The 20,842-nt window shown below is 48.2% G+C and carries 26 protein-coding genes and 2 pseudogenes; 4 read left to right on the top strand and 24 right to left on the bottom strand.

The features are described 5' to 3' along the window. The first annotated feature begins 123 nt into the window (after positions 1-123). A complete protein-coding gene (locus ACOZB4_RS11780; protein ID WP_379414857.1) occupies positions 124-1,170 on the top strand; it encodes an SIS domain-containing protein in 1,047 nt (348 codons plus the stop codon). A gap of 429 nt (positions 1,171-1,599) precedes the next feature. Here the strand turns inward: ACOZB4_RS11780 and ACOZB4_RS11785 are convergent, their stop codons facing one another. Next, complete coding sequence (locus ACOZB4_RS11785) at positions 1,600-2,334, bottom strand: RNA polymerase sigma factor (protein WP_379414854.1); 735 nt, start codon at positions 2,332-2,334, stop codon at positions 1,600-1,602. Between the two features lie 161 nt (positions 2,335-2,495). Here ACOZB4_RS11785 and clpP point away from each other — a divergent pair, with 161 nt between their 5' ends. Together clpP and ACOZB4_RS11795 are read left to right on the top strand one after the other, a co-directional pair. Further along, the gene (gene clpP, locus ACOZB4_RS11790) at positions 2,496-3,092 is read left to right on the top strand and encodes an ATP-dependent Clp endopeptidase proteolytic subunit ClpP (RefSeq protein WP_015736473.1); all 597 of its coding nucleotides are present in this window, start codon (positions 2,496-2,498) and stop codon (positions 3,090-3,092) included. 70 nt (positions 3,093-3,162) lie between these two features. Beyond that, positions 3,163-3,375 (top strand): hypothetical protein, encoded by a 213-nt coding sequence (locus ACOZB4_RS11795; protein WP_076325135.1) that lies wholly within the window; start codon positions 3,163-3,165, stop codon positions 3,373-3,375. A 28-nt stretch (positions 3,376-3,403) separates the two neighbouring features. Here the strand turns inward: ACOZB4_RS11795 and ACOZB4_RS11800 are convergent, their stop codons facing one another. From ACOZB4_RS11800 to ACOZB4_RS11850, 11 genes are all read right to left on the bottom strand, one after another. Continuing rightward, the gene (locus ACOZB4_RS11800; protein WP_379414850.1) at positions 3,404-4,321 is read right to left on the bottom strand and encodes a phosphotransferase family protein; all 918 of its coding nucleotides are present in this window, start codon (positions 4,319-4,321) and stop codon (positions 3,404-3,406) included. A 30-nt stretch (positions 4,322-4,351) separates the two neighbouring features. Then, positions 4,352-4,639 (bottom strand): antibiotic biosynthesis monooxygenase family protein, encoded by a 288-nt coding sequence (locus ACOZB4_RS11805; protein WP_379414848.1) that lies wholly within the window; start codon positions 4,637-4,639, stop codon positions 4,352-4,354. Positions 4,640-4,678: 39 nt separating this feature from the next. Next, on the bottom strand, positions 4,679-5,032 hold the full coding sequence (locus ACOZB4_RS11810) for a DUF952 domain-containing protein (RefSeq protein ID WP_379414845.1): 354 nt from the start codon (positions 5,030-5,032) through the stop codon (positions 4,679-4,681). 558 nt (positions 5,033-5,590) lie between these two features. Then, positions 5,591-6,289 carry a cyanophycinase gene (locus ACOZB4_RS11815; protein ID WP_379414843.1) on the bottom strand — a complete coding sequence of 233 codons (699 nt, stop codon included), beginning with the start codon at positions 6,287-6,289 and terminating at the stop codon, positions 5,591-5,593. A gap of 13 nt (positions 6,290-6,302) precedes the next feature. Beyond that, positions 6,303-6,515 carry a hypothetical protein gene (locus ACOZB4_RS11820; protein ID WP_076325139.1) on the bottom strand — a complete coding sequence of 71 codons (213 nt, stop codon included), beginning with the start codon at positions 6,513-6,515 and terminating at the stop codon, positions 6,303-6,305. A gap of 83 nt (positions 6,516-6,598) precedes the next feature. Next, entirely contained in the window at positions 6,599-7,231 is a 633-nt protein-coding gene (locus ACOZB4_RS11825) for a histidine phosphatase family protein (RefSeq protein WP_379414840.1), read from the bottom strand. 49 nt (positions 7,232-7,280) lie between these two features. Next, positions 7,281-7,826, bottom strand: coding sequence for an NUDIX hydrolase (locus tag ACOZB4_RS11830; protein ID WP_379414838.1), 546 nt, complete (start codon positions 7,824-7,826; stop codon positions 7,281-7,283). 40 nt (positions 7,827-7,866) lie between these two features. Then, positions 7,867-8,748, bottom strand: coding sequence for a GNAT family N-acetyltransferase (locus tag ACOZB4_RS11835; protein ID WP_379414836.1), 882 nt, complete (start codon positions 8,746-8,748; stop codon positions 7,867-7,869). Between the two features lie 140 nt (positions 8,749-8,888). Continuing rightward, complete coding sequence (locus ACOZB4_RS11840; RefSeq protein ID WP_379414975.1) at positions 8,889-10,583, bottom strand: M3 family oligoendopeptidase; 1,695 nt, start codon at positions 10,581-10,583, stop codon at positions 8,889-8,891. Positions 10,584-10,723: 140 nt separating this feature from the next. After that, positions 10,724-11,038 carry a DMT family transporter gene (locus ACOZB4_RS11845; protein ID WP_379414834.1) on the bottom strand — a complete coding sequence of 105 codons (315 nt, stop codon included), beginning with the start codon at positions 11,036-11,038 and terminating at the stop codon, positions 10,724-10,726. Further along, complete coding sequence (locus tag ACOZB4_RS11850) at positions 11,038-11,385, bottom strand: DMT family transporter (protein WP_076325147.1); 348 nt, start codon at positions 11,383-11,385, stop codon at positions 11,038-11,040. The genes ACOZB4_RS11845 and ACOZB4_RS11850 overlap by 1 nt, the downstream gene beginning before the upstream one ends. A 145-nt stretch (positions 11,386-11,530) precedes the next feature. On the opposite strand from ACOZB4_RS11850, the gene ACOZB4_RS11855 reads away from it, so the two are divergent. After that, positions 11,531-12,397, top strand: coding sequence for a LysR family transcriptional regulator (locus tag ACOZB4_RS11855; RefSeq protein WP_379414829.1), 867 nt, complete (start codon positions 11,531-11,533; stop codon positions 12,395-12,397). Positions 12,398-12,414: 17 nt separating this feature from the next. On the opposite strand, the gene ACOZB4_RS11860 is transcribed toward ACOZB4_RS11855, so the two are convergent. The 12 genes and pseudogenes from ACOZB4_RS11860 to ACOZB4_RS11915 all read right to left on the bottom strand — a co-directional run bounded on the left by ACOZB4_RS11860 (position 12,415) and on the right by ACOZB4_RS11915 (position 20,807). Then, positions 12,415-13,296 carry a Cof-type HAD-IIB family hydrolase gene (locus tag ACOZB4_RS11860; protein WP_379414973.1) on the bottom strand — a complete coding sequence of 294 codons (882 nt, stop codon included), beginning with the start codon at positions 13,294-13,296 and terminating at the stop codon, positions 12,415-12,417. A 193-nt stretch (positions 13,297-13,489) separates the two neighbouring features. After that, positions 13,490-14,155, bottom strand: a complete 666-nt coding sequence (locus ACOZB4_RS11865) for an HAD family hydrolase (RefSeq protein ID WP_379414971.1) — start codon at positions 14,153-14,155, stop codon at positions 13,490-13,492. A gap of 373 nt (positions 14,156-14,528) precedes the next feature. Continuing rightward, positions 14,529-14,932 (bottom strand): annotated as a pseudogene (locus ACOZB4_RS11870) (RDD family protein). 36 nt (positions 14,933-14,968) lie between these two features. Beyond that, on the bottom strand, positions 14,969-15,256 hold the full coding sequence (locus ACOZB4_RS11875; protein WP_379414825.1) for a hypothetical protein: 288 nt from the start codon (positions 15,254-15,256) through the stop codon (positions 14,969-14,971). Positions 15,257-15,598: 342 nt separating this feature from the next. Then, positions 15,599-16,012 carry a VanZ family protein gene (locus ACOZB4_RS11880; RefSeq protein ID WP_379414823.1) on the bottom strand — a complete coding sequence of 138 codons (414 nt, stop codon included), beginning with the start codon at positions 16,010-16,012 and terminating at the stop codon, positions 15,599-15,601. Between the two features lie 23 nt (positions 16,013-16,035). Next, complete coding sequence (locus ACOZB4_RS11885; RefSeq protein WP_339290978.1) at positions 16,036-16,512, bottom strand: NUDIX domain-containing protein; 477 nt, start codon at positions 16,510-16,512, stop codon at positions 16,036-16,038. Between the two features lie 189 nt (positions 16,513-16,701). Beyond that, positions 16,702-17,622, bottom strand: coding sequence for a Gfo/Idh/MocA family protein (locus tag ACOZB4_RS11890; protein ID WP_379414820.1), 921 nt, complete (start codon positions 17,620-17,622; stop codon positions 16,702-16,704). 250 nt (positions 17,623-17,872) lie between these two features. Further along, positions 17,873-17,968: pseudogene (locus ACOZB4_RS11895) on the bottom strand (histidine phosphatase family protein); the annotation flags it as partial. Positions 17,969-18,010: 42 nt separating this feature from the next. Next, a complete protein-coding gene (locus ACOZB4_RS11900; RefSeq protein ID WP_379414817.1) occupies positions 18,011-18,349 on the bottom strand; it encodes a YrdB family protein in 339 nt (112 codons plus the stop codon). 49 nt (positions 18,350-18,398) lie between these two features. After that, positions 18,399-18,842, bottom strand: a complete 444-nt coding sequence (locus tag ACOZB4_RS11905; RefSeq protein WP_076325159.1) for a DinB family protein — start codon at positions 18,840-18,842, stop codon at positions 18,399-18,401. Between the two features lie 38 nt (positions 18,843-18,880). Further along, entirely contained in the window at positions 18,881-19,918 is a 1,038-nt protein-coding gene (locus ACOZB4_RS11910) for a winged helix DNA-binding domain-containing protein (protein ID WP_422759541.1), read from the bottom strand. Positions 19,919-20,018: 100 nt separating this feature from the next. Next, the gene (locus tag ACOZB4_RS11915) at positions 20,019-20,807 is read right to left on the bottom strand and encodes an ABC transporter ATP-binding protein (RefSeq protein WP_076325161.1); all 789 of its coding nucleotides are present in this window, start codon (positions 20,805-20,807) and stop codon (positions 20,019-20,021) included. Between the last annotated feature and the right edge of the window lie 35 nt (positions 20,808-20,842).

Here is a 20,842-nt window from a genome sequence, read left to right on the forward strand (position 1 = left end):
GTTCGTTTTTCAATATTTAAGTCTTTTTAATAACTTAATTGATCTTATATATTGCATTTTTGATTGAAATGATTATAAAATTGAAATAAATCGTCATTATTTCATTTCCAGGAGGTTACTTTTATGAGTTTGACGTATAATGAAATCAAAGGCCAATACAAGGCCTTACAGATGACCTACGATTATATGCTAGCCAAGCGCGATGAGATTACCGCCTTTGTCCAAGCGCAATCGATCACCTCCGTTACCTTTGTCGGCTCCGGCTCAAGCTATTGCTTAAGCGAATCAGCCGCTTTCACTTTCCGTATGCGCGCAGGCTTGCCTGCGATTTCGTTGGCCGCCGGCGACCTGATGCTTCATTCATCCCGTTACCGCTCCATGCTGGAGGGCACCTTAGTCATCGCCCCGTCGCGCTCCGGCAGCACAAGCGAAGTGGTCGAAGCGCTGCGCCTGGTCCAGACCGGAGAGAAGCCTACTCCTGTATTGACCATTTCCTGCGTGGAGGGCTCCCCGCTGTCGAAGCAGGCTGATTTCTCGCTGGAACTGCCTTGGGCATTCGACCATAGCGTCTGCCAAACCCGCACCGTAACTAATCTGTATGCGGCCAATCTTCTGATTGGCGCCTTTCTTGGAAACGATGAAGCCCTGATCGCCGATATGCAAAAGGCCATTCATCTAGGCGAAACTTATATGGCTCGTGTGGAGAACAGCATCCGCCGGACCGCTAACTTCGCCTGGACGAATGCCGTCGTACTCGCGGATGGTGAATTGCAGGGTCTGGCCGCCGAAGGCGCGATCGCCTTGACCGAAATTGCCAAGACACAAGCCCACGCTTACCATCTCCTGGATGTACGCCACGGCCCGATGGTCACGGTAGGGTCGGACACGCTCGTCATCGCGGCTTTATCTAGCAGCTGCGTCGACCATCAGCGCAACCTAATGCGCGATATCAAAGAGCGGGGCGCCACCGTCATCGCGTTTGCCGATCATGAGTCCGTGGTACCGCAAGAGATCGTCGATCTCGCCATCATTACAGACAGTCCGCTTGACGTCGCGGTACAGGGCATTCCGTTCATCTTCATCTCGCAAATCGCCGCTTTGGAAAGCGCCGAACGCCACGGCATTAATCCCGATCAGCCCGACGGGCTAGTCGCCTGGGTGAAGCTGTAACCGGTCGCCGCCGCATATAGCGGCAACAAAAATAGCGAGTCTCTCATAACCAGGAGACTCGCTATTTTCTGTATACGGCGCGGGGTTGACCATCTATGACCCGGCTATTTTTCCTCCCCTTGTCTTAGGTATTTGACAAGACTTATATCCTATAATTATATCGCGATTTTCACATCTTCCTAAAGTTATATGTATAGCCCCATAACAGACACACAGAAGCCCAGAAATGCTTCGGCACACAAATGTAAGATAATTCACCTAATTTAAAAAGTGCAACAAAATCTGATCTTCAAGCTTCCATTCTATATTTCAATTTTTTTAATTTTATTTAAACGCAGCAATAACAAACGCATACAATAAGCAAGCCTCTCACGAGTCAATGCATAAGTGAGAGGCTAAGGGTATAATCAACCTGCTCCAATCTTCGCTTTACGCGGCCATTCTCATATCGGACGAATACCCGCCGTACATCATATAACTTGCGCTCGGGGTTTGAACCTGCATCGGAACCATGCAACCGATGGCAGATGCTTCACTGCTGTTCCATTGAATAAGTCTTACGACCGCTTCAACATCTCCGGATTGGTATGCCTCTGCCAATGCCCGAAGATTCAGCGTCATTTCCTCCTCCTCCGGCATGGTCAGGATAAGTTCCTCTTCCTCCGAATCCAACGATTGCAGCACTTTGTGGGCACGATGAAGGGCCGCTTTCACCGCGCCCTCCGTTGTTTTCAGTTTAATCGCGGTTTCCGAAACCGAATATTCATACACTTCACGAAGCAGCAGCACTGTTCGCTGCAGGGGCGACAAGTGTTCCAGCAGCCATTGAAAAGCGAACTCGATGTTCAGTTTGCTGTTCTCGTTCGACGTTTCTTCCATAGGCAAAACATGTTCCAGCTTCTCATCCAGAATTCGTCTATAGGTCTGATCCCGGCGGACCCGATCAATCCATGTATTCTTGGCAATCCGAAGCAGCAGCGCTTCGGGATTGACATGGCTCCGCTGCTTCATATGCTCCAGTGCCTTGATCCAAGTGTCCTGCACCAGATCATCGGAATCCCATGAGGAGTTTGTAAGGGACAGACAATATCTGTGCAGGGTCGCATTCAATTCCTCCAGACTCAGATCAGCCGAAGGGGAGACGCTCGGTCGATATATCGTCATCGGAAGCCAACTCCTTTCCTCATCTCGGTAAGATATCTTATAGGTAAACGAACGAACTCATCATTTCGTTACTTTCGTTTTCGATTTTTATTTCGTGGTTTCTCCGTATCTTTTGCGGCTGCCTCTTCGTTTACTTGCTGAAACCAGAAAACCTAACGAATATGGAGGATGAAACCATGAATATTGTTCCTTATGTTGTTGAACAAACCAACCGGGGCGAACGATCTTACGATATTTATTCCAGATTGCTGAAGGATCGGATCGTGTTTGTGGGTGCAGCCATCGATGACGCCATCGCTAACAGTATTATCGCACAGCTGTTGTTTCTGGCAGCTGAGGATCCTGAGAAGGACATCCACATGTACATCAATAGTCCGGGTGGCTCTGTTTCTGCGGGCTTTGGGATTTACGATACCATGCAGATTATCAAACCTCAAGTCAACACCATCTGCACGGGCTTCGCCGCTTCTTACGGCGCGATCCTGCTGCTGGCGGGGGCCAAAGGCAAACGTCTTGCGCTGCCGAACAGCGAGATCATGATCCATCAGCCGCTGGGTGGTGTACAGGGGCAGGCCACCGATATTGCCATTACGGCTAAACGCATCTTGAAAACCCGCGAGAAGCTGGCGCACATTATATCCGAGCGGACAGGTCAATCGGTCGAACGTGTCGAAAAAGATATGGAGCGGGATTATTTTATGTCAGCAGAAGAAGCGAAGGAATACGGGATCATTGACGATATCGTCACTAAACTGTAACGCTATTCGAAATCATGTCCAACACCGCTAGCCCCGATACTTTATTTTATTCACAAGGAGTGGACTGTATATGCTGAAAAGTTTGCTGAATCAGGAAGTAAGTATTTATTTTACAGATGGAAGTTATGTGCGGAGCGGCACGCTTGAGGAAGTAGGCGAACAATTCATCCGGTATAAGGATGAATACGAGATGCTGTATGTACCTTTAACCGCCATTCGTTACGTTTCGGTGAATACCAAGGAACGAGACAAACCGAAGGTCGGATTCACGCCGACTGCCTGATCGGATAACAAGAACCGCATGGGCTAACTTAGCTCATGCGGTTCTTGTTTGTATCGCTATTTATTTTGTCTAATATGAATGAGACCATTCGCTGTTTGCAGACATCGTTCTGCTCCCTCTGATGAAAGCCGATAAATTGCAGGGCATGAACAACGGAGTAGAAATCAATCAGCGCCCGCTGCCCTTGGTCCACTCCCCACTGCCTGCATAGCGCCTCCACGTAGGCCATTCCCTGATCTCCAATATCGGAGACCACCGCCGTCTGGGTGAGGGCGATCATGTACAGCGGGTCCCCATAGCAAACCCAGTCGAAATCAACGATACCCTGAAGCTTGCCTTCAGATACAATCACATTCTTGATCGTAAGATCATCAAGGAAACAGATTGGCTCCACTTGGTCGAAATAAGGCATGTAACGCTGCTTCATTTTTTGCAATAGGACAATGGTTTCCGGAGTAACATCATCGATAATGTTATCTATGTGATTGCGGATATCACGATCAATGATCTGTGTCCAGGATGAAAAAGGCCCCTGTTCCCCGATCGGAACCCAACCGAATCCGGTGCCCCTGGAAAGCTCTGACACTCTACGCTGGTATGAAATGATCTGTACGGCAAGTTCAGCCAATTGTTCATGTGTCATTCCCTCAAGCTCATATCGGAGGTCCCGTCCGGGAAAGTGCTCCAGTATCATATAAGCAAAGGGAACCTGTTCCAAGGATACATCCGTTCGGATCACTCTTGGTACCGGCAACCCTAATGAAGAGAGAATCGCAATGTTGTCCGCTGTATGCTTCAGGACGCCGGGATTGCGATTGGTTCGGAGAATGATTTGTTCATCTGATAATGTCACACGATACACCTGATTGGTATGGCCAAACGACATGAGTTCGATCTTTAGCGGCGGACTGCCGTAAACCTCCGTTATAAGATGTTCCAGATTCATCTCCACCACCTGCCTTAACGGCTGCTTTATTTATACATCTTCAAAGTGTTCAACGACGGGGAATGGATCGTAAAAGTGGTGCAGCAATTCTTTCCATTCCTGATATTCGGCCGATCCCCTAAACCCTATCGTGTGATCCTCCAGCGTCTCCCATTTCACCATTAGAACATATTTATGTGGATCCTCCAGGCACCGCTTCAACTCATGATGGATATAACCCTCCATCTTGGAGATGATCCCTGAGGCGACTTGGAAATTCCGTTCAAAATCTGCCGTTAGACCTGGTCTCACCTGCAGCATGGCCACTTCGAGTATCATTGTTTTCCCTCCTTGGTATCAGCTAATATTCATATCACTTTATCCTCTATATTCAAGCTCGGTAGAAGCCTGAAACGTGAATAACCCCACCTCATCCGGCTCAAGATGATACACCTTCTGGACGGCATTCAGGTTCAGCCCTCCATATATATGCGGGTACAACTGGTTCATCTTATATAAGTCCTCATATACAATCTCCGCATCCACCTGATCTTCTTGAATACCCAGCACCAATAGATCCGTCCTACCTGTATAGAACATATTGGCTACTCCGCTGACCTGCTCCTCTGTGGAGCAGTGGATAAATCGGTCCGTCTGTAAGCTCGGCGGCTCGTACAATCTATTCTCTTGTACTGCCTTCCAGTCTTCCTTAGAAATCATATGATAGATCATACCCTACGTCCCCCCAGTCGCTTATTTTTCGTACTATCTTGACACACTTGAGATAAAAAAACCATTCTTATCTTATTGTTTTCATGAAGGCATCCTTCCCGTTAGCGGGATCTGGCGGAATGCCCCTTTTTTCCTGTTAAGAGACGCTCCGTGTACGAATCGTTCCTCCCATCGCTGTTGCCCCCAAATTTCTTGGAATGGTTTGAAGCAAGGAAGAAATTCGGGGACAAAGCATATGCTTCCGAAGCGAGCTTTCCTGTGGAAAACTTTTAGCCGACCGCTCTCGCTTGTCCGGAATCGTTTCGTCCTCTCCGCTACGTTGTGCGAAAACATACGTTAGACATACGAAAAGAAACCATTTCTTGATTTCTGCTTCGAGGACTGACGAAAGTTGAGTCTAGAGGCCGGATGGCTTTCGTTTGCCCAAAATCTGCGTCAAGCAAGCAGCAACGGACCGAAGAGCAAGAAATAGCGGTGCAAGGATAACATCCTGAGCACCGCCATTTCCTCATTTGACACATTTTTTAATCTGACGAATCATCAGCCTAGTGAGTAAACCTACTTATGGGACTGCCTCTTTACAATCGTATATTGATCCGGATCAAAATCCTCGAAGATGACTTCATGGACGGATTCGCCCAAAGCATACGCCAGCTGCCCATTGATAAAAACGGCACAGGCCTGTTCATCGATACCAATCCCGCGCTTCACTTTCTTAGTTCTCATACCCTCCAGCAGGTTGGACTGGTCGCTCCACTCCGTATAGTGAACGCTGATCAATACATTCGAAAGTAACCCTACCCCTTGCTTAAACAGCATTACGCTCTGTTCATTATCCAGCGGCGATATGAGGCAGATCTCCGGAAGAATCAAGGCACCTGCCGAATTCCCCGCAATGGGAACACCGTTCTCATAACAGTTGATCAGCAGATCTTTAAAACGACCGGTCGCGTAATAGTGATGGTATTTCTCCGTGTTGCCCCCGCCAATAAATATCCCCGTGGCCTGTGACAACACCTGTTCGGCCTGTTCCATGTCCAGGATCCCATCCTCATCAGGAACGATCACCTGCACATCCTGGGCACCTGATTCTGTCCACATCTGCTGAAACAGGGGAACATACTCCTCCCAGCCCGGTCTGTTCATTATGCATAAAACGATTCTAGCGTTGGAACCGCCCGCTTGCTCTACAAATTGTCTATTGGTCTCTGTTTGAAAGGAATGTCCTCCAAGCAAATATAGATATCGATCCCTCAAGATAACGCCCCCCTTATTTCTTCTTTTTCGGACCTCGTTTGTAAACATAGAACAGCAGCACGGATATAAAATAAATCGGAAGCAGGATAATGCCAATCACAGCGCTCAGCAGGACGATGGAGAGCTGACCGCGGTCTGCCATAACATCGTAATTCACATACCCGTACACAATCCAAACCAGCCATACCAATGTAACGGCATATCCTATTTTATAAGGTAATCTCACAGCATTGTTCACATCCTAGAAGTTGTTTGCGTTTGCTGGCATCTGTCAGGCTTAACCTCCCACAGCTGCCCATTGAACGATCCTTACACACCCTGTTCTTCCCTATAATGACTGACATCCCCATGCAGGAGGATGGAAGGCACCTCATCCGTCAGTTCAATCTTGCTCAGGCACGTCGGGTGGATATATGGCAGATCCCACAGCCGGTCCATGCTTCTCCCTTCAAAATAAGCCATTAACAGCTTGACCACCACGGTATGCGTGACCAGCAAAATGCTGACGCCTGGATTCGATGCGGCAATATCGACAAGCTTGTTCACCGCTCGTTCTCTGACCTCATGAAAAGTCTCGCTGCCCGGGACGCCGAACAGCTCCGGATGATTCCAGAAATGATCCAACTGCTGAGGATATAATTCGCCGATCCGTTCCTGTATCTGTCCTTCCCATACGCCCAAATTAATTTCTTTGAATTCATCGCAAGCCGTAACCGACACATCTCGGTTCCCTCTAATAATCTCGGCTGTATGGAATGCTCTGTTACTCGTACTCGAGTAAATGAGGTCGATAGGGTCATGCTGCAAGGCTTCGCCGAGCCATTCCGCTTGCTGAATGCCTAGCTTCGTCAGCGGCGAATCCAGATGTCCTTGAAATCGGTGTTGCACATTCCACTCGGTCTGTCCGTGTCTTACGAGGTAGATGGTGGTTGTTTCTTTCATCAATCGTTCCCTCCCTAACCTAGTATGCAACTCATCGTTCATCGTTTAACTAAATCGAACGGTCTGCTTGACGTATGGCATAAGCCAGCTTGTACAGATCAGCAATATCCTGCCTGCCCGTCTCTTCAAATCGCTTAACAGCTTCCTCCAAATCAACCGCCTCTACCGCGATGACCTGCTCGCCATCTTCGGGATTTAGCGGCTCTCCGACGATGCGTACATCTCCGTAACCTACCAATCGGACAAAATGAGGATGGGGAATATGCGGCCGATAGGGAGTCTTGCTGCTGGATTCACAACGAAACTGGCCGAAGACCCGATACGACTCAAGTTCTGCACCCAGCTCCTCCCTCACTTCCCGTCTAAGTCCATCCATATAGGACTCCCCGGGTTCCAGGGTTCCTCCAGGAAGCTCCCAGCTTCCGTCCTCTACCTGAAAAATAATGCAGCGATCCCCGTCAAATGGAAGAATGGTGACATTGCTGACCATCGATTCTTCGAAATCTTCGCCAAGGGCAAATCTGGCTCGCACTACACCCCAATGGATATCATTCGAGAGAGCGGGGAACAGGCTCAAATCCGTGTTTTTTCTCATGAACACAATTCCTTTCGAGCTTTACAAATAATCATTCAACCTATGGAGTGCTGTATTCATGAACCATAAGCACCTGCTCCATCGAGCTCGTAAATCCAAGCTCCTGCAGCACGTTTACCAGTTCCTGATGCGAAGCCCGGATGTTGAATGCGGATCGCTTGCAGGCATAACCGGGTTGTACCATCTCCAGTACCGCCGTCTTCATCACAGCTTCTGCATTGGGGTGTCCTGGAGCGGCCTCACAGCGAAACAGCGTAATTGCTGTCAAACGACCTTTAGCATCGAACACCCGCTTAAACAAACCAAAGCCTACCTGTTCTTCCCCTTCATATACAATAACGCATTCGCCGTCCTTGATACTGGAAGCGTCTGTCTGCCAGACTTCACCGGATCGATAGAAGTCTACGGAGGCAGTCTCCGCGGCTAGGCCTCTGACCAGCGTATACCTTGAAGACGCATCCTGCGCACGCTGCTGCTCCATGGACTGTTCATTCGTCATGATGAGAAGCCGGTCGATGATTTCATACCCAACGCTTTCGTAAAGACGGATCGCCGGCGCATTCGTGCTGATCGCCTCTAAGTAGGCACGATGGACGCCTTGTTCTACGTACAGCTCTTCGTTTTTCTCCATCATGTTCTTGCCGATTCCTTTCCCCCGGAAATCGGGAGCTATCGCCGTCCCGCCGTTACGTGCAATCTTAACATCATCTTCCTCCCGAAAGCTGTTCATGGCGATGCCGGCCGGTACGCCATCCATGTAACAAGCGAGTGATCTCTCCATGCACAGACCATCATTTCCGATACGGGCAATGAAGCGGTCCAGCGGCATCGTGGCGTTAACCATGTACCCTTCAAATGAGTGATTCCAGAGCTCCGATACTTCCCGAATTGGAAGCGCGCTTAGCGGTTTGTATGTAATCATATTCAAATCCTCCTAATCCATGAGCCACGAGTGAGTAAGGCATATTTAGAGATGCTCTCTATTAAAAACATGCAGGAAAAACACCTGAGTATAGTACTCATCGTGTTACCCTGCATGTCTTAGCCATGCTTATTTACGATTTAAAGAGCTGCATCGTCTACGCTGTCCAGCCAAGCTTCGATGCTGCCAATGACGGAAGTGACACAGCCATCCTCGAATGGAGAGATCAAGCCTGCCACCTTCACCAATTCGGTGAACGACTTGCTTCCGCCTTGACGGCACAGGTGCAGATAATCTGCCCATGCAGCGGATTGATCCTCATGCATCTTCTTCCAGAACTGGAATGCACAGATTTGAGCCAGCGTATAGTCGATATAATAGAACGGCGAATTAAAGATATGACCTTGTTTATGCCAGAAACCGCCTTGCTCCAGATACGCATTATCATCATAGTTCCGGTGCGGCAGATATTTCCGCTCAATCTCGCGCCATGCCTGTTTCCGTTCGGCCGGCGTTGCATCCGGATTTTCATAAACAAAATGCTGGAATTCATCAACCGTAACCCCGTAAGGAATGAAGATAAGTCCGCTTGCGAGATGGTCGAAGCGGTATTTATCGGCCTCATCTTCGAAGAAGCGGTCCATCCACGGCCATGTGAAGAATTCCATGCTCATGGAATGAATTTCACACGCCTCATAGGTTGGGAACCCATACTCCGGCACCTCAAAACCTCTGCTCTCATACACTTGAAACGCATGACCGGCTTCGTGCGTCAGCACATCAATATCGCCGGAAGTCCCGTTAAAGTTGGAGAAAATAAACGGTGCCCCGTACTCGCTAATATAGGTACAGTATCCGCCGCTCTGCTTGCCTTTTTTGGCAACCAGATCCATGAGGCCGTTCTCCTGCATGAAGGTAAAGAACTCGTGAGTTTCCGGAGACAATTCTTCATACATCTTTGCACCATGGTTGACGATCCAATCCGGGTCCCCCTTAGGTGTTGCATTCCCCGATTTGAATGAGAAGTTCTCATCGTAGTACAGCAGTTGGTCCACATCGATTCGTTTCTGCTGACGTTCTTTCAGCTTGGTTGCAACGGGAACGATATGCTCCAGCACCTGGTTGCGGAAATTAGCAACCATCTCCGCGTTATAATCCGTACGGGCCATACGGGCATAACCAAGCTCTACATAGTTGTTAAAGCCTAGCTTCTTGGCAATCTTGGTTCTCACCTTAACCAGATCATCATAGATACGGTCGAAGTTTGCTTCGTTCTCAGCCATGAAGCCGCTGGACGCCTCCATAGCACGTTTACGCATATTGCGGTCCGTCGATTGCTGGAAAGGAATCAATTGCGACAGGGTACGCTCTTCACCTTCGAACTGAATTTTGGCGGAAGCGATCAGCTTCGAATATTCAGTCGTCAGTTTGTTCTCCTGCTGCAAGTCCTCGATAATCTCAGGACTGAAGGTTTTGAGGGAGAGCTCTGCCAGCTGGAACAGCTGCCGCCCCCATTTGTTCTCAAGCTCGGCTCTGAATTTCGAATCCACGAGGGCCCGATAATAATCCGTTATGTATTCCTGGATGACGGGTCCATTCTCGTCAAAGAAATCCTGCTCTGCCCTATAGAACTCATCGTTCGTATCAATCGAATGCCGGATATACACCAATTGACTCAGAGTATCCATCTCACTGCGGAGTTTGTTAATTTGGGTCATCGCCTGGTCCTGCTCCTCATACGTACTGGCGGAGGTGAAGGCGTTAAGTTGCTCCTTAAACTTTTGCTCAAAAGCTTTTACGTCGGGGCGTTCATAGCGATACTCGCTGAATTTCATAAGATACACCTGTCCTTTCCCATGTAATAATGCATCCTGGCGTCTGATCTCATGGATTCAGAACACCAAACTATATCTAAATTCTATATGCTGATCAGAATATCCTTCACAGGTCAATGAAATTCTACACGCCCTATGGGTTACGTGATAATCTTAAGACCGATCACTGAAGCGAGGATTAATGCTATGAAGAAAATCCGCCGCGCTTCCTTCGGTTCTCCGAACGCAAACATCCCCAGCAGCGTGCTGCCGGCCGTCCCTATTCCCGTCCAAATCGCATAAGCCGTTCCCATGGAAATAAAGGCCATCGCGTACGTCAGCAGCAGGAAACTCGAACCGAGTGAACAAGCCAAAAAGATATAGGAGCCCAAGCTGCGAGTCAGGCTCACTCTTCTTAATGCGATCACACCCAACACTTCACATAACCCTGCGGCGATCAGAGCGAGCCATTCCATTACGCACCACTCTCCTTCGCCTGGTTATCCGTATCCTTCGTGACCAGTTTGAGTCCCAACACCCCTGCAGCCAACATGCCAATCAGTAGCAGCTTGATGGGATTCGCCTGCTCGCCAAACACGACGATCTCCACCAGCACCGTACCGGCTGTCCCAAGTCCTGTGAAAATCACATAGACCGTACCGATGGGAAGTTTAGCCGCAGAGTCCAGAAAAACTTTAAAGCTGAATATAATCGAAGCGATGGTAATGATCCACTGCCACCAGGTATCGGAATGCTTCAAACCGGATACCCATACAACCTCCAGTGCCCCCGCCAATAATAAGAGCCACCATGCCTTTTTCATCCTCCAACATCCTTCCACTCTATATTTGCATGAAAATATTTATGATGTAGTTGTGATTGTAATCTAAAAATGGCATACCGTATAATGATAAATAATAATGATGTCATCATTTTTAGTGATGCCTGAAGGAGAGAGGAAGGTTTAGATGGAGCTTACCGATCTGAAGGTTTTTCTGAGGATTGCCGATGAAGGGAATATCACCCGCGCCGCGGAGCAACTTGGGTATGTGCAGTCCAATGTTACGGCCCGGGTCAAAAAGCTCGAGAATGAACTGGGGGTTCCCTTATTCAACAGACACTCCAATGGAGTGACTTTGACGGAAAAAGGACGCATGTTCCGGGACTATGCGTGTACCATTCTCAATCTGTCGGAAGAAGCGGTGCGGGCTGTACAGGAAACGCCTTATCCAAGCGGTTCTTTAACCATTGGCGTCGTGGATACGGTGCATTGCGGACATTTCATTAAATCCTTGTCGGACTATCAAACCATGTACCCGGACGTCACGCTATCGCTCTTGACCGGCAGCTCTTCGGAGCTGATTGCACAAGTATTAAACTACCAGTTGGACGGTGCATTTGTGACAGGAAACATTCCGCCGAAGCTGGTTGCCGATTATGTAGAAGAGGACGAGGTCAAGCTGCTGACCAAATCGAAGGAACAGCCCTTTCCCGACCTGGCGGTGACCAAATGGGCCGTTGCTCCAGCAGGATGCCCATTTCGAAGTATTCTCGAAAGATGGCTGTTAAGCGAAGGAATTCCGCTAACCAATATGATCGAAGTCTCATCGTTAGAGACCCAATTAGGCATCGTACAATCAGGTCTTGCCGCTACGCTGCTCCCCACCTCCGTCTTGAGCGGAGAATTTGCGGATATGGGCAGCTTCTCGATCCCGGAAGCCTTCCGGCATACCTCGACAAGCCTGATCCGGCGCAACGACCGGTTCAGGAACAAGGCATTTTCCGCTTTTGCCGAGCTGGTTAAAGTTAATTTCGATAAGACAGAAGGTTTATGAACTGTGATGTCTCAACATCATAATTGTCCTCCCAGAGTGGATATAATGGTATGCTCTCCCGACAGTTCGATCTGTTGCTGGATATAATGGGCGACGCCATCAAGTTCATTCGAGTCGATAATTTGGTCAGCCAGCTGCCGTATCCTTTCATGCGCGTTTCGCACCGCAATCCGGGTGCCTCCGGCTTCAAACAGCCCCACATCATTGATGTGGTCACCGAAAACCACCGTGCTCTCCAGATCAATACCCATATGGGAGGACCATAATTGCAGTCCGTCTCTTTTGTTTGCTTTAGCATGACTGAATTCCAGGAAAAAGTGGTTATGGATATAGTAATCCGGCATCATATGAGCATGGACCACATCACCGAATAATTCCATGACCTCGCACCGTATCGGCTCCAATTCCTCATAAAGTCCAATGTATGTAAGAGCCAGCGTCCGGTAATCCGGCGGGCAGTTCAGTGTCTGCACTTCCATAAATCGCGGATCATGGGGCCGACTATGATAAAAAGCCTTCTCTCCCTCTCTCCGCAGCGACTCATGCAAAACACGCTCACGTTGATCCGCATCCAATGAAAAATAGTACGGAGTAATACCAAACTTCTTTCCCACGTCGATGATCTCATTCGAGATGTCCCGCTCAAGCCAATAACCATCGATTACAGTTTGATCCACCCCGTCATATATCAAAGCGCCGTTATATAGAATCAGCGGGTACTTCCAGGAGATATTCGAGACGACGCTTTGAGCGCTAATATAGCCGCGGGCAGTAGCAAACGTGACGACCACGTCCTGCTCCAGCGCATTCGCGATAACATCCCTAGTATAGGGTGAGAGTGTCTGATCTGATCGTAGAAGCGTTCCATCCAAGTCGGTAATATACGCTCTTTTCTTCATCATGAAGCAATGCCTCCTTCGCCGTCCAGTATGTGACAAAACCCAGCCATAGAGTAGCTCTTTCTAAGACTGGGCCTTTATTATGATTTAGACATCTTCCACGATTATACAACTTCTAAGTTGGAGAGGGTAAAGGAATTCTATAGAGTCATCAATATGGCATAACTTGTCTAGGAAATGGCACCTCCAAGATTTATTTAGTGATACACGGCTGAAGATAATCTATAACTTCTTCTATATGCTGAATCTCGGCAAGCGGAAAAACACCCATGCTGTTCATTCTGGCGGTGTCCCCGCGATAGGCGATAAATGGAATTCCGGCGCTACCGGAGGCCTTGCCATCCACCCAGGCATCTCCGACAGACAACCATTCCTTCGGTGATGTATGAGGGAAATGCTTCAGTACCTCCAAATAACCATCGGGTGCCGGCTTTAACAAGCCCATGGCTTCTCTGCCAATAATGAGATCAAAATATTGCGCAATCCGGTTCTCTTCCAATGCGGCCATCGCTGCTTCCACCGAATTATTCGTCACAATGGCCAGATGCATCTGCCCATGCAAGTGCTGAACAAGCTCGCTTGCGCCCGCTTCTAGTTCTGCACCCATCATCCCTCTCATCTCATGTTCCTTGGCAATATTCCACATCGCCTGACGAAGATCTTCCGACAGCAGTCCTGTATTCATGGCTTCAGCAATAATGGTTGAGGTGGTATGGGTGTCCATAGACAGACCTTGGGGCAAGATTCTGTGATGGCATAGAAAGGCGTAGATGTCCCTCTTCATCGCGCCAAAATCAATGCTGGAATGCAGCAGCGTATTATCCATATCAAAGACAATTCCTTTTACTGTAAACCCGATATCTAATCAACTCCAGTCATGGAAACGCCTTGAATTGCGGCTCCATCAGGTAAGCCTGATTTGGGTATTCGGATCAATGATGTGACGCTTGCCTGGCCAGGGTAATCCTCCGTCCCATCATCTGCTTGTGAAGCTAAAGTGATATATAGATGATTCTTTGGATCCCCTATCTGTTCTCGGATCATCTTCATGGATGCGATCCGAAAACCTTTTGCCGACGGAAGCTGTCCTCCGCTAATCAACATATAAATTTCCTGACTCGTTTCCTTGAGCACCCACCCGCCGGGAGCCCTATTTATGCTGTCATCATAAAGCTGTTGAATATCCGGATCAAGATGCTCTACCGAACGGGACTGCCAAGTAAATTCATCTCCTAATCATACACAACTTCCGTACCGGCGATAAAATCGTGAAGGGAACGCTTATCCTCGCGCATCGCAACCATAAAGATACTTACGATGAGACCAATTCCAAACGTTAGCGTATACACAATTCCCGCTACGAGGTTGCGGAGCAGCATCGTTCCTATGCCCGGCGGCTCAAGAAAATCGAATTTGCGTATGCGAATGCCGCATAAACGCTTGCCGATGGTATAACCATTCAATAAACGGGCACTACCATAGCATACAGACCGTAAATCAGATTAGAAATCGGTTCATTCTCAAAATTTCCCGTGATAATCCCTGCAATGATGGATAAAGGAAGAGCAATAATTAGTCCATCCAGAAGATTGGCGCCTAGCCGAATCCAAAAGCCGGCAACTTGGTTTTCGCCCATCAATATTTCTCCTTAAAAAATCAAGATTGCATTCAATTATGGACTCCGATCGGCGCTGTCTGTCTGATCAAACTCCTCCCAGTTATGCTTGATCTTATTCAGGTCATCCTCTAGCCATTTACGAATGATGGGGACGATGAAGCATAAGATACCGAGAATCAAACTAATGATGCTGAATATCCACGGCCCTTTTCCATATTCCGATAACAAATCCTCAAACATCCAGGGATTGTATATCCCCGCAATCGCTGCCGTTAAATACCGGATACCGTACAAAAAAGCCGAAATACAGATGAAAATAATGCCCATCGCTTTATTGTTCATAGGGTGTCTAGTCCTTCCTATTTTCAGTTACTTCATCAACCAAGCAGCGGCAAATGATTATACTCTTTGGCTAATTAGCTCACTTCTGGCTGCGATTATAACGGTTTTCCACACAACATTTTCCAATCCCTCATATCATTGTAAGCTTCGGTTCCTGATCGAACAATAGTTTTCCCCACATTTCCCCATCCCACCGTCATCCAGCTCAAGTAGAGAATGTAACTTTCACACAACTAAATCAGCCACAAATAAAAAAACAGAATGACTTTCCTACATCGTAGTTAAGCCATTCTGCTGCCTGTTATACACTATTTTATGTATGATCGAAATATGCGGTTACGGTTATCTGCTCCTCGATTTCATAATGACCCCAAGCAAACCATAACCAATCGTAACACCTACCGAGTTCAAAATAAAATCGTCCACATCCAGGCTTCCCCGCCGGGAGATCAGCTGTGCCATTTCGAGCACGAATAACCCGACTAAAAAGAAACCCAACATCTTAACGTATCGAATTCGAAATACAACTGGAATCAACACCCCGAAAGGCACAAACACAGCGATATTCCCAACGATATTGATCAATGAAGCCAAGCTGCGAATGGGGAAATAGTTTGCCATCGTCGAAAATGGCACCAGATTATAACTGAATTCCGATTGTGTTGTCCTCCCGAATCCCCAGATCATCCAGTAAGTTAGCAACATGGTGTATCCAATGAGGAGGATCAAGGCGATCATTTTATAATGCGATTTCATTGAGGTCTCCTGTGAAAATGAATTCAAACATATTTATCCAATACGTAATCTTCGATTATTTCAATATTTCTGCGTTCCTGTGCATACTGTTTAATGTGCTTCTTAATATTCGGATACAAAATAATGTCGTCCAGCTGCTCGAGCGGAATCCACTTCACATCGGTTTGATTCGGATCTGGCGCAGCCGGAAGTTTCGGGGATGATCCTTCATGTGGATAACATTCAAACACGATGTATAGCGTGTGAATGTCCGTTATGTTATTTCCTGGCTGCTTATGAGGAGCATTGTCGTACACAAATGCGACAGGTCCAGCCTCTGCTTCCAGCGTGGTTTCCTCGTACAATTCTCTCAAAGCGCCCTCTATAATCGACTCTCCTGGCTCGGCCCCGCCTCCAGGCAAATTGTAATGCATTCCGTTCTCATCTACATACTCGACCAATAACACATGCTCATTTTGAAAAACCAATGCTGTCGGTCTCACCCGAATATGATACGTCATAAAAACCACCTCTCCACACGGCTAATGAATAGCTGCTGAATTTTCTTGATCTGTCTATCATACAATTAACGAAGTCAAAATGGGAATATTATGTATAATTGCAGGTCAAAAAGGCTATCGGGCGAGGCGAGTCACATCGACCTCCCAGATAACCTTATCCCTCAATAAAAGTTCGATTCGATACGTCACTTAACTTCCTGTTAGATCGTTATCATCCAGTCTCACGGTTTCTCCCGTTTCGCGAGAGACATTTGCAGCCTCCAGAAAACGAATGATCTCCAGCGTCTCAGATAAAGGAACATCCGAGACACCTGTCGAGAACATCTTCATGATCTGTTCCAGCAGACTCGCATAATAGGGTTTCGGATGCGCCATAATGTCTACAAAACTGCTAGCCTCCGTGCGATGAATGGTCATCCCAAAGCGATCATTACCTGCACGATTGCCCCGAATCGTCCCGATTCTCCCATCATTCCAAACCGCTGTTAATACCTCATGCAACTCCGTCGTGGCGACATGTACACTTACGCATCCAGGTCCGAAAACGCGGTAAAGCAGCTCCGCCGCGTGGATTCCATACCAGAAAAATCCTGGCTGCGTAGGTTGAAGGGGAAGCGGTCCGGCGCAGTCCACGCCAATGATATCATCTACACCGCCGCAAGCCAGTTCATCCTGAAGTCCTTGCGCATATCGAAGTGACGAGCTGCTCATAACGGTAACCTGAAACTGCTCCGCCAGTTCGGCAATTTCTATTGCGTCCTTACTGCTCACCGCAAACGGCTTATCAATAAATACCATTTGGCAATGAGGAGCAATCGAGCGAAACAAGGACAGATGCGACCTTCCGTCGACCGCTTCGAGCATGACGGCATCGACCTGTTTGGCCACGTCTCCCGGAGAATCCAATATTTCGGTTCCCCACGCAACAAGTTCCTTGGTATACCCGTCCACCCGGCTTATACTAAGCTCGAAGTCCGGTGATCCTCCGGGAAATGCCGCTGTAACTCTTGCGCCTGGAACGTAATAGGGATGTGCCTTGTCATGCAGCATTTTCGAGAAAATGGAGACATGCGATGTATCCAAACCAATCATACCGATCTTCAAAGTCATAAGTTCATTCTCCTTTACCTGCAGGATTTTAGATGATCACACTGGCATTTCCATTCGCTACGTTACTGAGAGATATCAGCAGCCGGAACATAGGCTTTTCTTACAATCATCATATCACCCTGAACGACTAAAGGACTTGACTTTAATTCGTCTTTTAAATTAAACCTGAATCCAATGCAAAAAGACCGCCTCCATCTGATTATCAGACGAAGGCAGCCTTTTTAGAGGATTTATAAATGCTCCGTGCAGCATTAAGAGGAATATCGCTCCGTCCCTGAGCCCTATTCTGAACATTCCAATCCGTTATTCCGTGTCTAATAAGGCCGATGGTAGCCGTATCATCCACCTCCCACTAGGTACATCTCCATGTAAATCTGCACTATACGCTCTACGGCTGCATTCTCCATTTTATGACGATGAGGCGGTTCACCAGAGCCACAAATGCAAACACAATGGCAAACGTTATAAAGCCCGAGGATACCTGGCATGCCACCACCGTTGCAAATATAAGAAATTCGATAAGCAACACCACGGCAAGCGGCAGCTTGATCCTTGCTTTCGGAGAGAGGGTCATGCCCCAGATGACGGCTGCAAGCAGTGGAAGCCCAATACCGAGTGCAACCTGTGCCATGAGCCCGGAGCCATAATGGAAGCCCCAGTAACCTATCGAAAATAATAGAATCAATTCCAGAATAAATCGAATCGCAAGATTCAAAACTTTGAACATATTGGAGCACCTTTCGTTTCCTGTTCTATACCAAATGTCAATGCTGTAATCACAGCTCGATTTGCTCCAGGTGATGGATCATATGATCGACATAATCGTTAAATAACCACTCCAAAGTGACTTCCTTTTTATCGGGCAGCACACATTTTTTCTGGAAATCAGACGAATCGGCTTTTTGCATGACACGCAGAATCATCCGGTTCATCTGCTGCCACAGTGACAACACTTCCGATTGATCATATTGATCCTGGTAATTGTTCACCCGAACCCAATCATTCTGCGCGTACCCCTGAATGGCAATCGGATAATCGGACAGCAAAATTTTTACAAACCGGATATGGTTATTTACCGCTGAATCACAAAGGTGACCCAGGATCTCCTTCTTGGACCATTTATCGGGCGCAAGCTTCAGATTGAACTCCACCTCATTAGTCGCCGTTACAATCTCTGTCATTTCGGTAATCAATGCTTCCAGCTTCATGATTGACTCCATATACTATTCCTCCTAAGAGCTCCTCTCAGCCAATAAGCTTAGAGAGCTTGGTTCCATTCTATTCGTGCATTCGGCATTCCCATGAAATCGCTATACTGCTTGGCAGCTTCCATAAACTCCTCTTCTCGATCATTCCTTGGCAAAAACGGACTAAATGTGATTTCGATGCCGCTGCGCTTGATTTCCCGCTTCCAGACACCGACCACTTCGCCGCCTGCCACCATCATGGGTTGAAATACCCCGTTGCGATGGGGAGAGATCTTCGCATCGTGCTCTGTCTCTATGATCGCGCCCCGGTCCTTGTAACCCAAGTAGTATTCATCAAAACCCGGAAGCAGAACCACCGAATCCGTATCAGTGGACACGGCCGGTGTTGTAACAGAGCTCCAGTATTCCGTGCCGTTGACAAAATCTAAACGAAGGTTTGATTTTACGGCCTCAAAGCCTCGTTTAGCTTCTGTCAGCGTTAATCCGACCCACCACGCAAAATCCTGAATCGTAGCGGGCCCGTGGCCTGTAAAATAACGAAGCGCCAGCTCCGCCAGCGATTCTTCAAGCGTTAGCTCCCTCGAATTCGGGACCCATTCATCCAGCAGCACGAAACTCTGCTGTTTACCTTCATGCGGGCCGAAACAGATCATGCCTGTCCGTCCCAAATATCCGAGAATGAAATAACCGCGGCCATTCTTGGTGCTGATCCCCGCTTCCTCCAGCAGCTCCATCAGTCTGGGACGGGATACGCAGGTACAGCCGCTCAGCGCGTTGCGAATGATCGTGCGGCATCGATGGAGCGTACCTTCGTCAAGCTCAAGTTCGGCCTGCTTCTTCTTATCATGCGTGTGAAAGCGCGATGCCGTCAGCTTCAGCATCCACTTGGCATCCTCCGCAGGCACGAAGAATATCGTCCCTCGCATCGGCCAGGTCAGCACGATCTTGCGATCGATCATGGCCTGCTCCACATCGGACAGCCTGGCAGAATGTGTACGGAGACCGATTCCCCATACCGCTTGATGAAAATCCTGGGCCTGCACAGCGCCGAGCCCTCTTACGACTTGCTCTGGACTCTCAGGCTTCATACCTGTTATTCCTTGATTGAACAGCCTTCGATTCGCTATGATTCGCCTTGGCACAATGGTCACTCTCCTAAGACATGAATATCTCGCGAGCCTTGAGCCTTCATTTTAAATCCGGAATGGACATCCAGGCGCGATCGTTCTGCCAACTCACCTCAACCGGCGTCTCAAAAAACGAGGTCAAATTCCCGCTTGTCAGCATATCCTTGGAGCTCCCCTGTCCGAATACTGTGCCCCGGCGGATGAGCAACGAGTGCGAGAAGATCGGCAGTATTTCTTCGATATGGTGCGTAACGAATAGCAGGGTCGGCGCATCGGGCTTTGAAGCCAGTGCCGTAATGCTGGACAGCAGCGCTTCCCTCGACAGAAAATCCAGTCCGTTACAGGCCTCATCCAGTATCAACAGCCTTGGAGAAGCCATAAGCGCCCTAGCGATCAGCAGCTTCTGCTTCTCCCCTTGCGAACAGGTTTCATATGTACGACCCAGCAGATGAATGCAATTGAAATCCTTCATAAGCTGCTCAGCCTGTTCCCGATCTGCTTCATCCACCTTCTGATACAAGCCAATCGAAGCGTGTTTGCCGCTGATCACGACATCCAGCGTGGACTCATTCGGACGGATTCTTTCCTGCAACGAGGAGCTGACCCAGCCTATCGATTTACGCAATTCTCTTAAATCCACCCTGCCAAAACGATGCCCGAGCACCGAAACCGTACCGCTGGTCGGCCAGATATAACCGTTAATCATATTCAAAATGGTTGTCTTTCCGGAGCCGTTCAGCCCAAGAACCGCCCAATGCTCTCCTTGCTGTACGGTCCAATCCACGCCTGCAAGAACGGTCTTCTGCTCCCGTTGCCAGGTTACGTTATTCAGTTCAATCGTCGTGTTCATTGCTGATCCCTCTCCTTCTCTACTTCGTCTCTCTT

Source organism: Paenibacillus sp. NPDC058898 (assembly GCF_049316025.1).
Lineage (GTDB): Bacteria > Bacillota > Bacilli > Paenibacillales > Paenibacillaceae > Paenibacillus_AQ.

Excerpts from the sequence above, each read along its gene's own strand:
- ACOZB4_RS11835 (WP_379414836.1), bottom strand. The coding sequence starts at position 8,748 with ATGATTACATACAAACCGCTAAGCGCGCTTCCAATTCGGGAAGTATCG.
- ACOZB4_RS11850 (WP_076325147.1), bottom strand. The coding sequence starts at position 11,385 with ATGAAAAAGGCATGGTGGCTCTTATTATTGGCGGGGGCACTGGAGGTT.
- ACOZB4_RS11900 (WP_379414817.1), bottom strand. The coding sequence starts at position 18,349 with ATGTTCAAAGTTTTGAATCTTGCGATTCGATTTATTCTGGAATTGATT.
- ACOZB4_RS11890 (WP_379414820.1), bottom strand. The coding sequence starts at position 17,622 with ATGACTTTGAAGATCGGTATGATTGGTTTGGATACATCGCATGTCTCC.
- ACOZB4_RS11905 (WP_076325159.1), bottom strand. The coding sequence starts at position 18,842 with ATGGAGTCAATCATGAAGCTGGAAGCATTGATTACCGAAATGACAGAG.
- ACOZB4_RS11855 (WP_379414829.1), top strand. The coding sequence starts at position 11,531 with ATGGAGCTTACCGATCTGAAGGTTTTTCTGAGGATTGCCGATGAAGGG.
- ACOZB4_RS11880 (WP_379414823.1), bottom strand. The coding sequence starts at position 16,012 with ATGAAATCGCATTATAAAATGATCGCCTTGATCCTCCTCATTGGATAC.
- ACOZB4_RS11785 (WP_379414854.1), bottom strand. The coding sequence starts at position 2,334 with ATGACGATATATCGACCGAGCGTCTCCCCTTCGGCTGATCTGAGTCTG.
- clpP (WP_015736473.1), top strand. The coding sequence starts at position 2,496 with ATGGAGGATGAAACCATGAATATTGTTCCTTATGTTGTTGAACAAACC.
- ACOZB4_RS11910 (WP_422759541.1), bottom strand. The coding sequence starts at position 19,918 with ATGAAGCCTGAGAGTCCAGAGCAAGTCGTAAGAGGGCTCGGCGCTGTG.
- ACOZB4_RS11840 (WP_379414975.1), bottom strand. The coding sequence starts at position 10,583 with ATGAAATTCAGCGAGTATCGCTATGAACGCCCCGACGTAAAAGCTTTT.
- ACOZB4_RS11830 (WP_379414838.1), bottom strand. The coding sequence starts at position 7,826 with ATGAGAAAAAACACGGATTTGAGCCTGTTCCCCGCTCTCTCGAATGAT.
- ACOZB4_RS11800 (WP_379414850.1), bottom strand. The coding sequence starts at position 4,321 with ATGAATCTGGAACATCTTATAACGGAGGTTTACGGCAGTCCGCCGCTA.
- ACOZB4_RS11795 (WP_076325135.1), top strand. The coding sequence starts at position 3,163 with ATGCTGAAAAGTTTGCTGAATCAGGAAGTAAGTATTTATTTTACAGAT.
- ACOZB4_RS11825 (WP_379414840.1), bottom strand. The coding sequence starts at position 7,231 with ATGAAAGAAACAACCACCATCTACCTCGTAAGACACGGACAGACCGAG.
- ACOZB4_RS11915 (WP_076325161.1), bottom strand. The coding sequence starts at position 20,807 with ATGAACACGACGATTGAACTGAATAACGTAACCTGGCAACGGGAGCAG.
- ACOZB4_RS11805 (WP_379414848.1), bottom strand. The coding sequence starts at position 4,639 with ATGATACTCGAAGTGGCCATGCTGCAGGTGAGACCAGGTCTAACGGCA.
- ACOZB4_RS11780 (WP_379414857.1), top strand. The coding sequence starts at position 124 with ATGAGTTTGACGTATAATGAAATCAAAGGCCAATACAAGGCCTTACAG.
- ACOZB4_RS11810 (WP_379414845.1), bottom strand. The coding sequence starts at position 5,032 with ATGATCTATCATATGATTTCTAAGGAAGACTGGAAGGCAGTACAAGAG.
- ACOZB4_RS11845 (WP_379414834.1), bottom strand. The coding sequence starts at position 11,038 with ATGGAATGGCTCGCTCTGATCGCCGCAGGGTTATGTGAAGTGTTGGGT.
- ACOZB4_RS11875 (WP_379414825.1), bottom strand. The coding sequence starts at position 15,256 with ATGAACAATAAAGCGATGGGCATTATTTTCATCTGTATTTCGGCTTTT.
- ACOZB4_RS11860 (WP_379414973.1), bottom strand. The coding sequence starts at position 13,296 with ATGAAGAAAAGAGCGTATATTACCGACTTGGATGGAACGCTTCTACGA.
- ACOZB4_RS11885 (WP_339290978.1), bottom strand. The coding sequence starts at position 16,512 with ATGACGTATCATATTCGGGTGAGACCGACAGCATTGGTTTTTCAAAAT.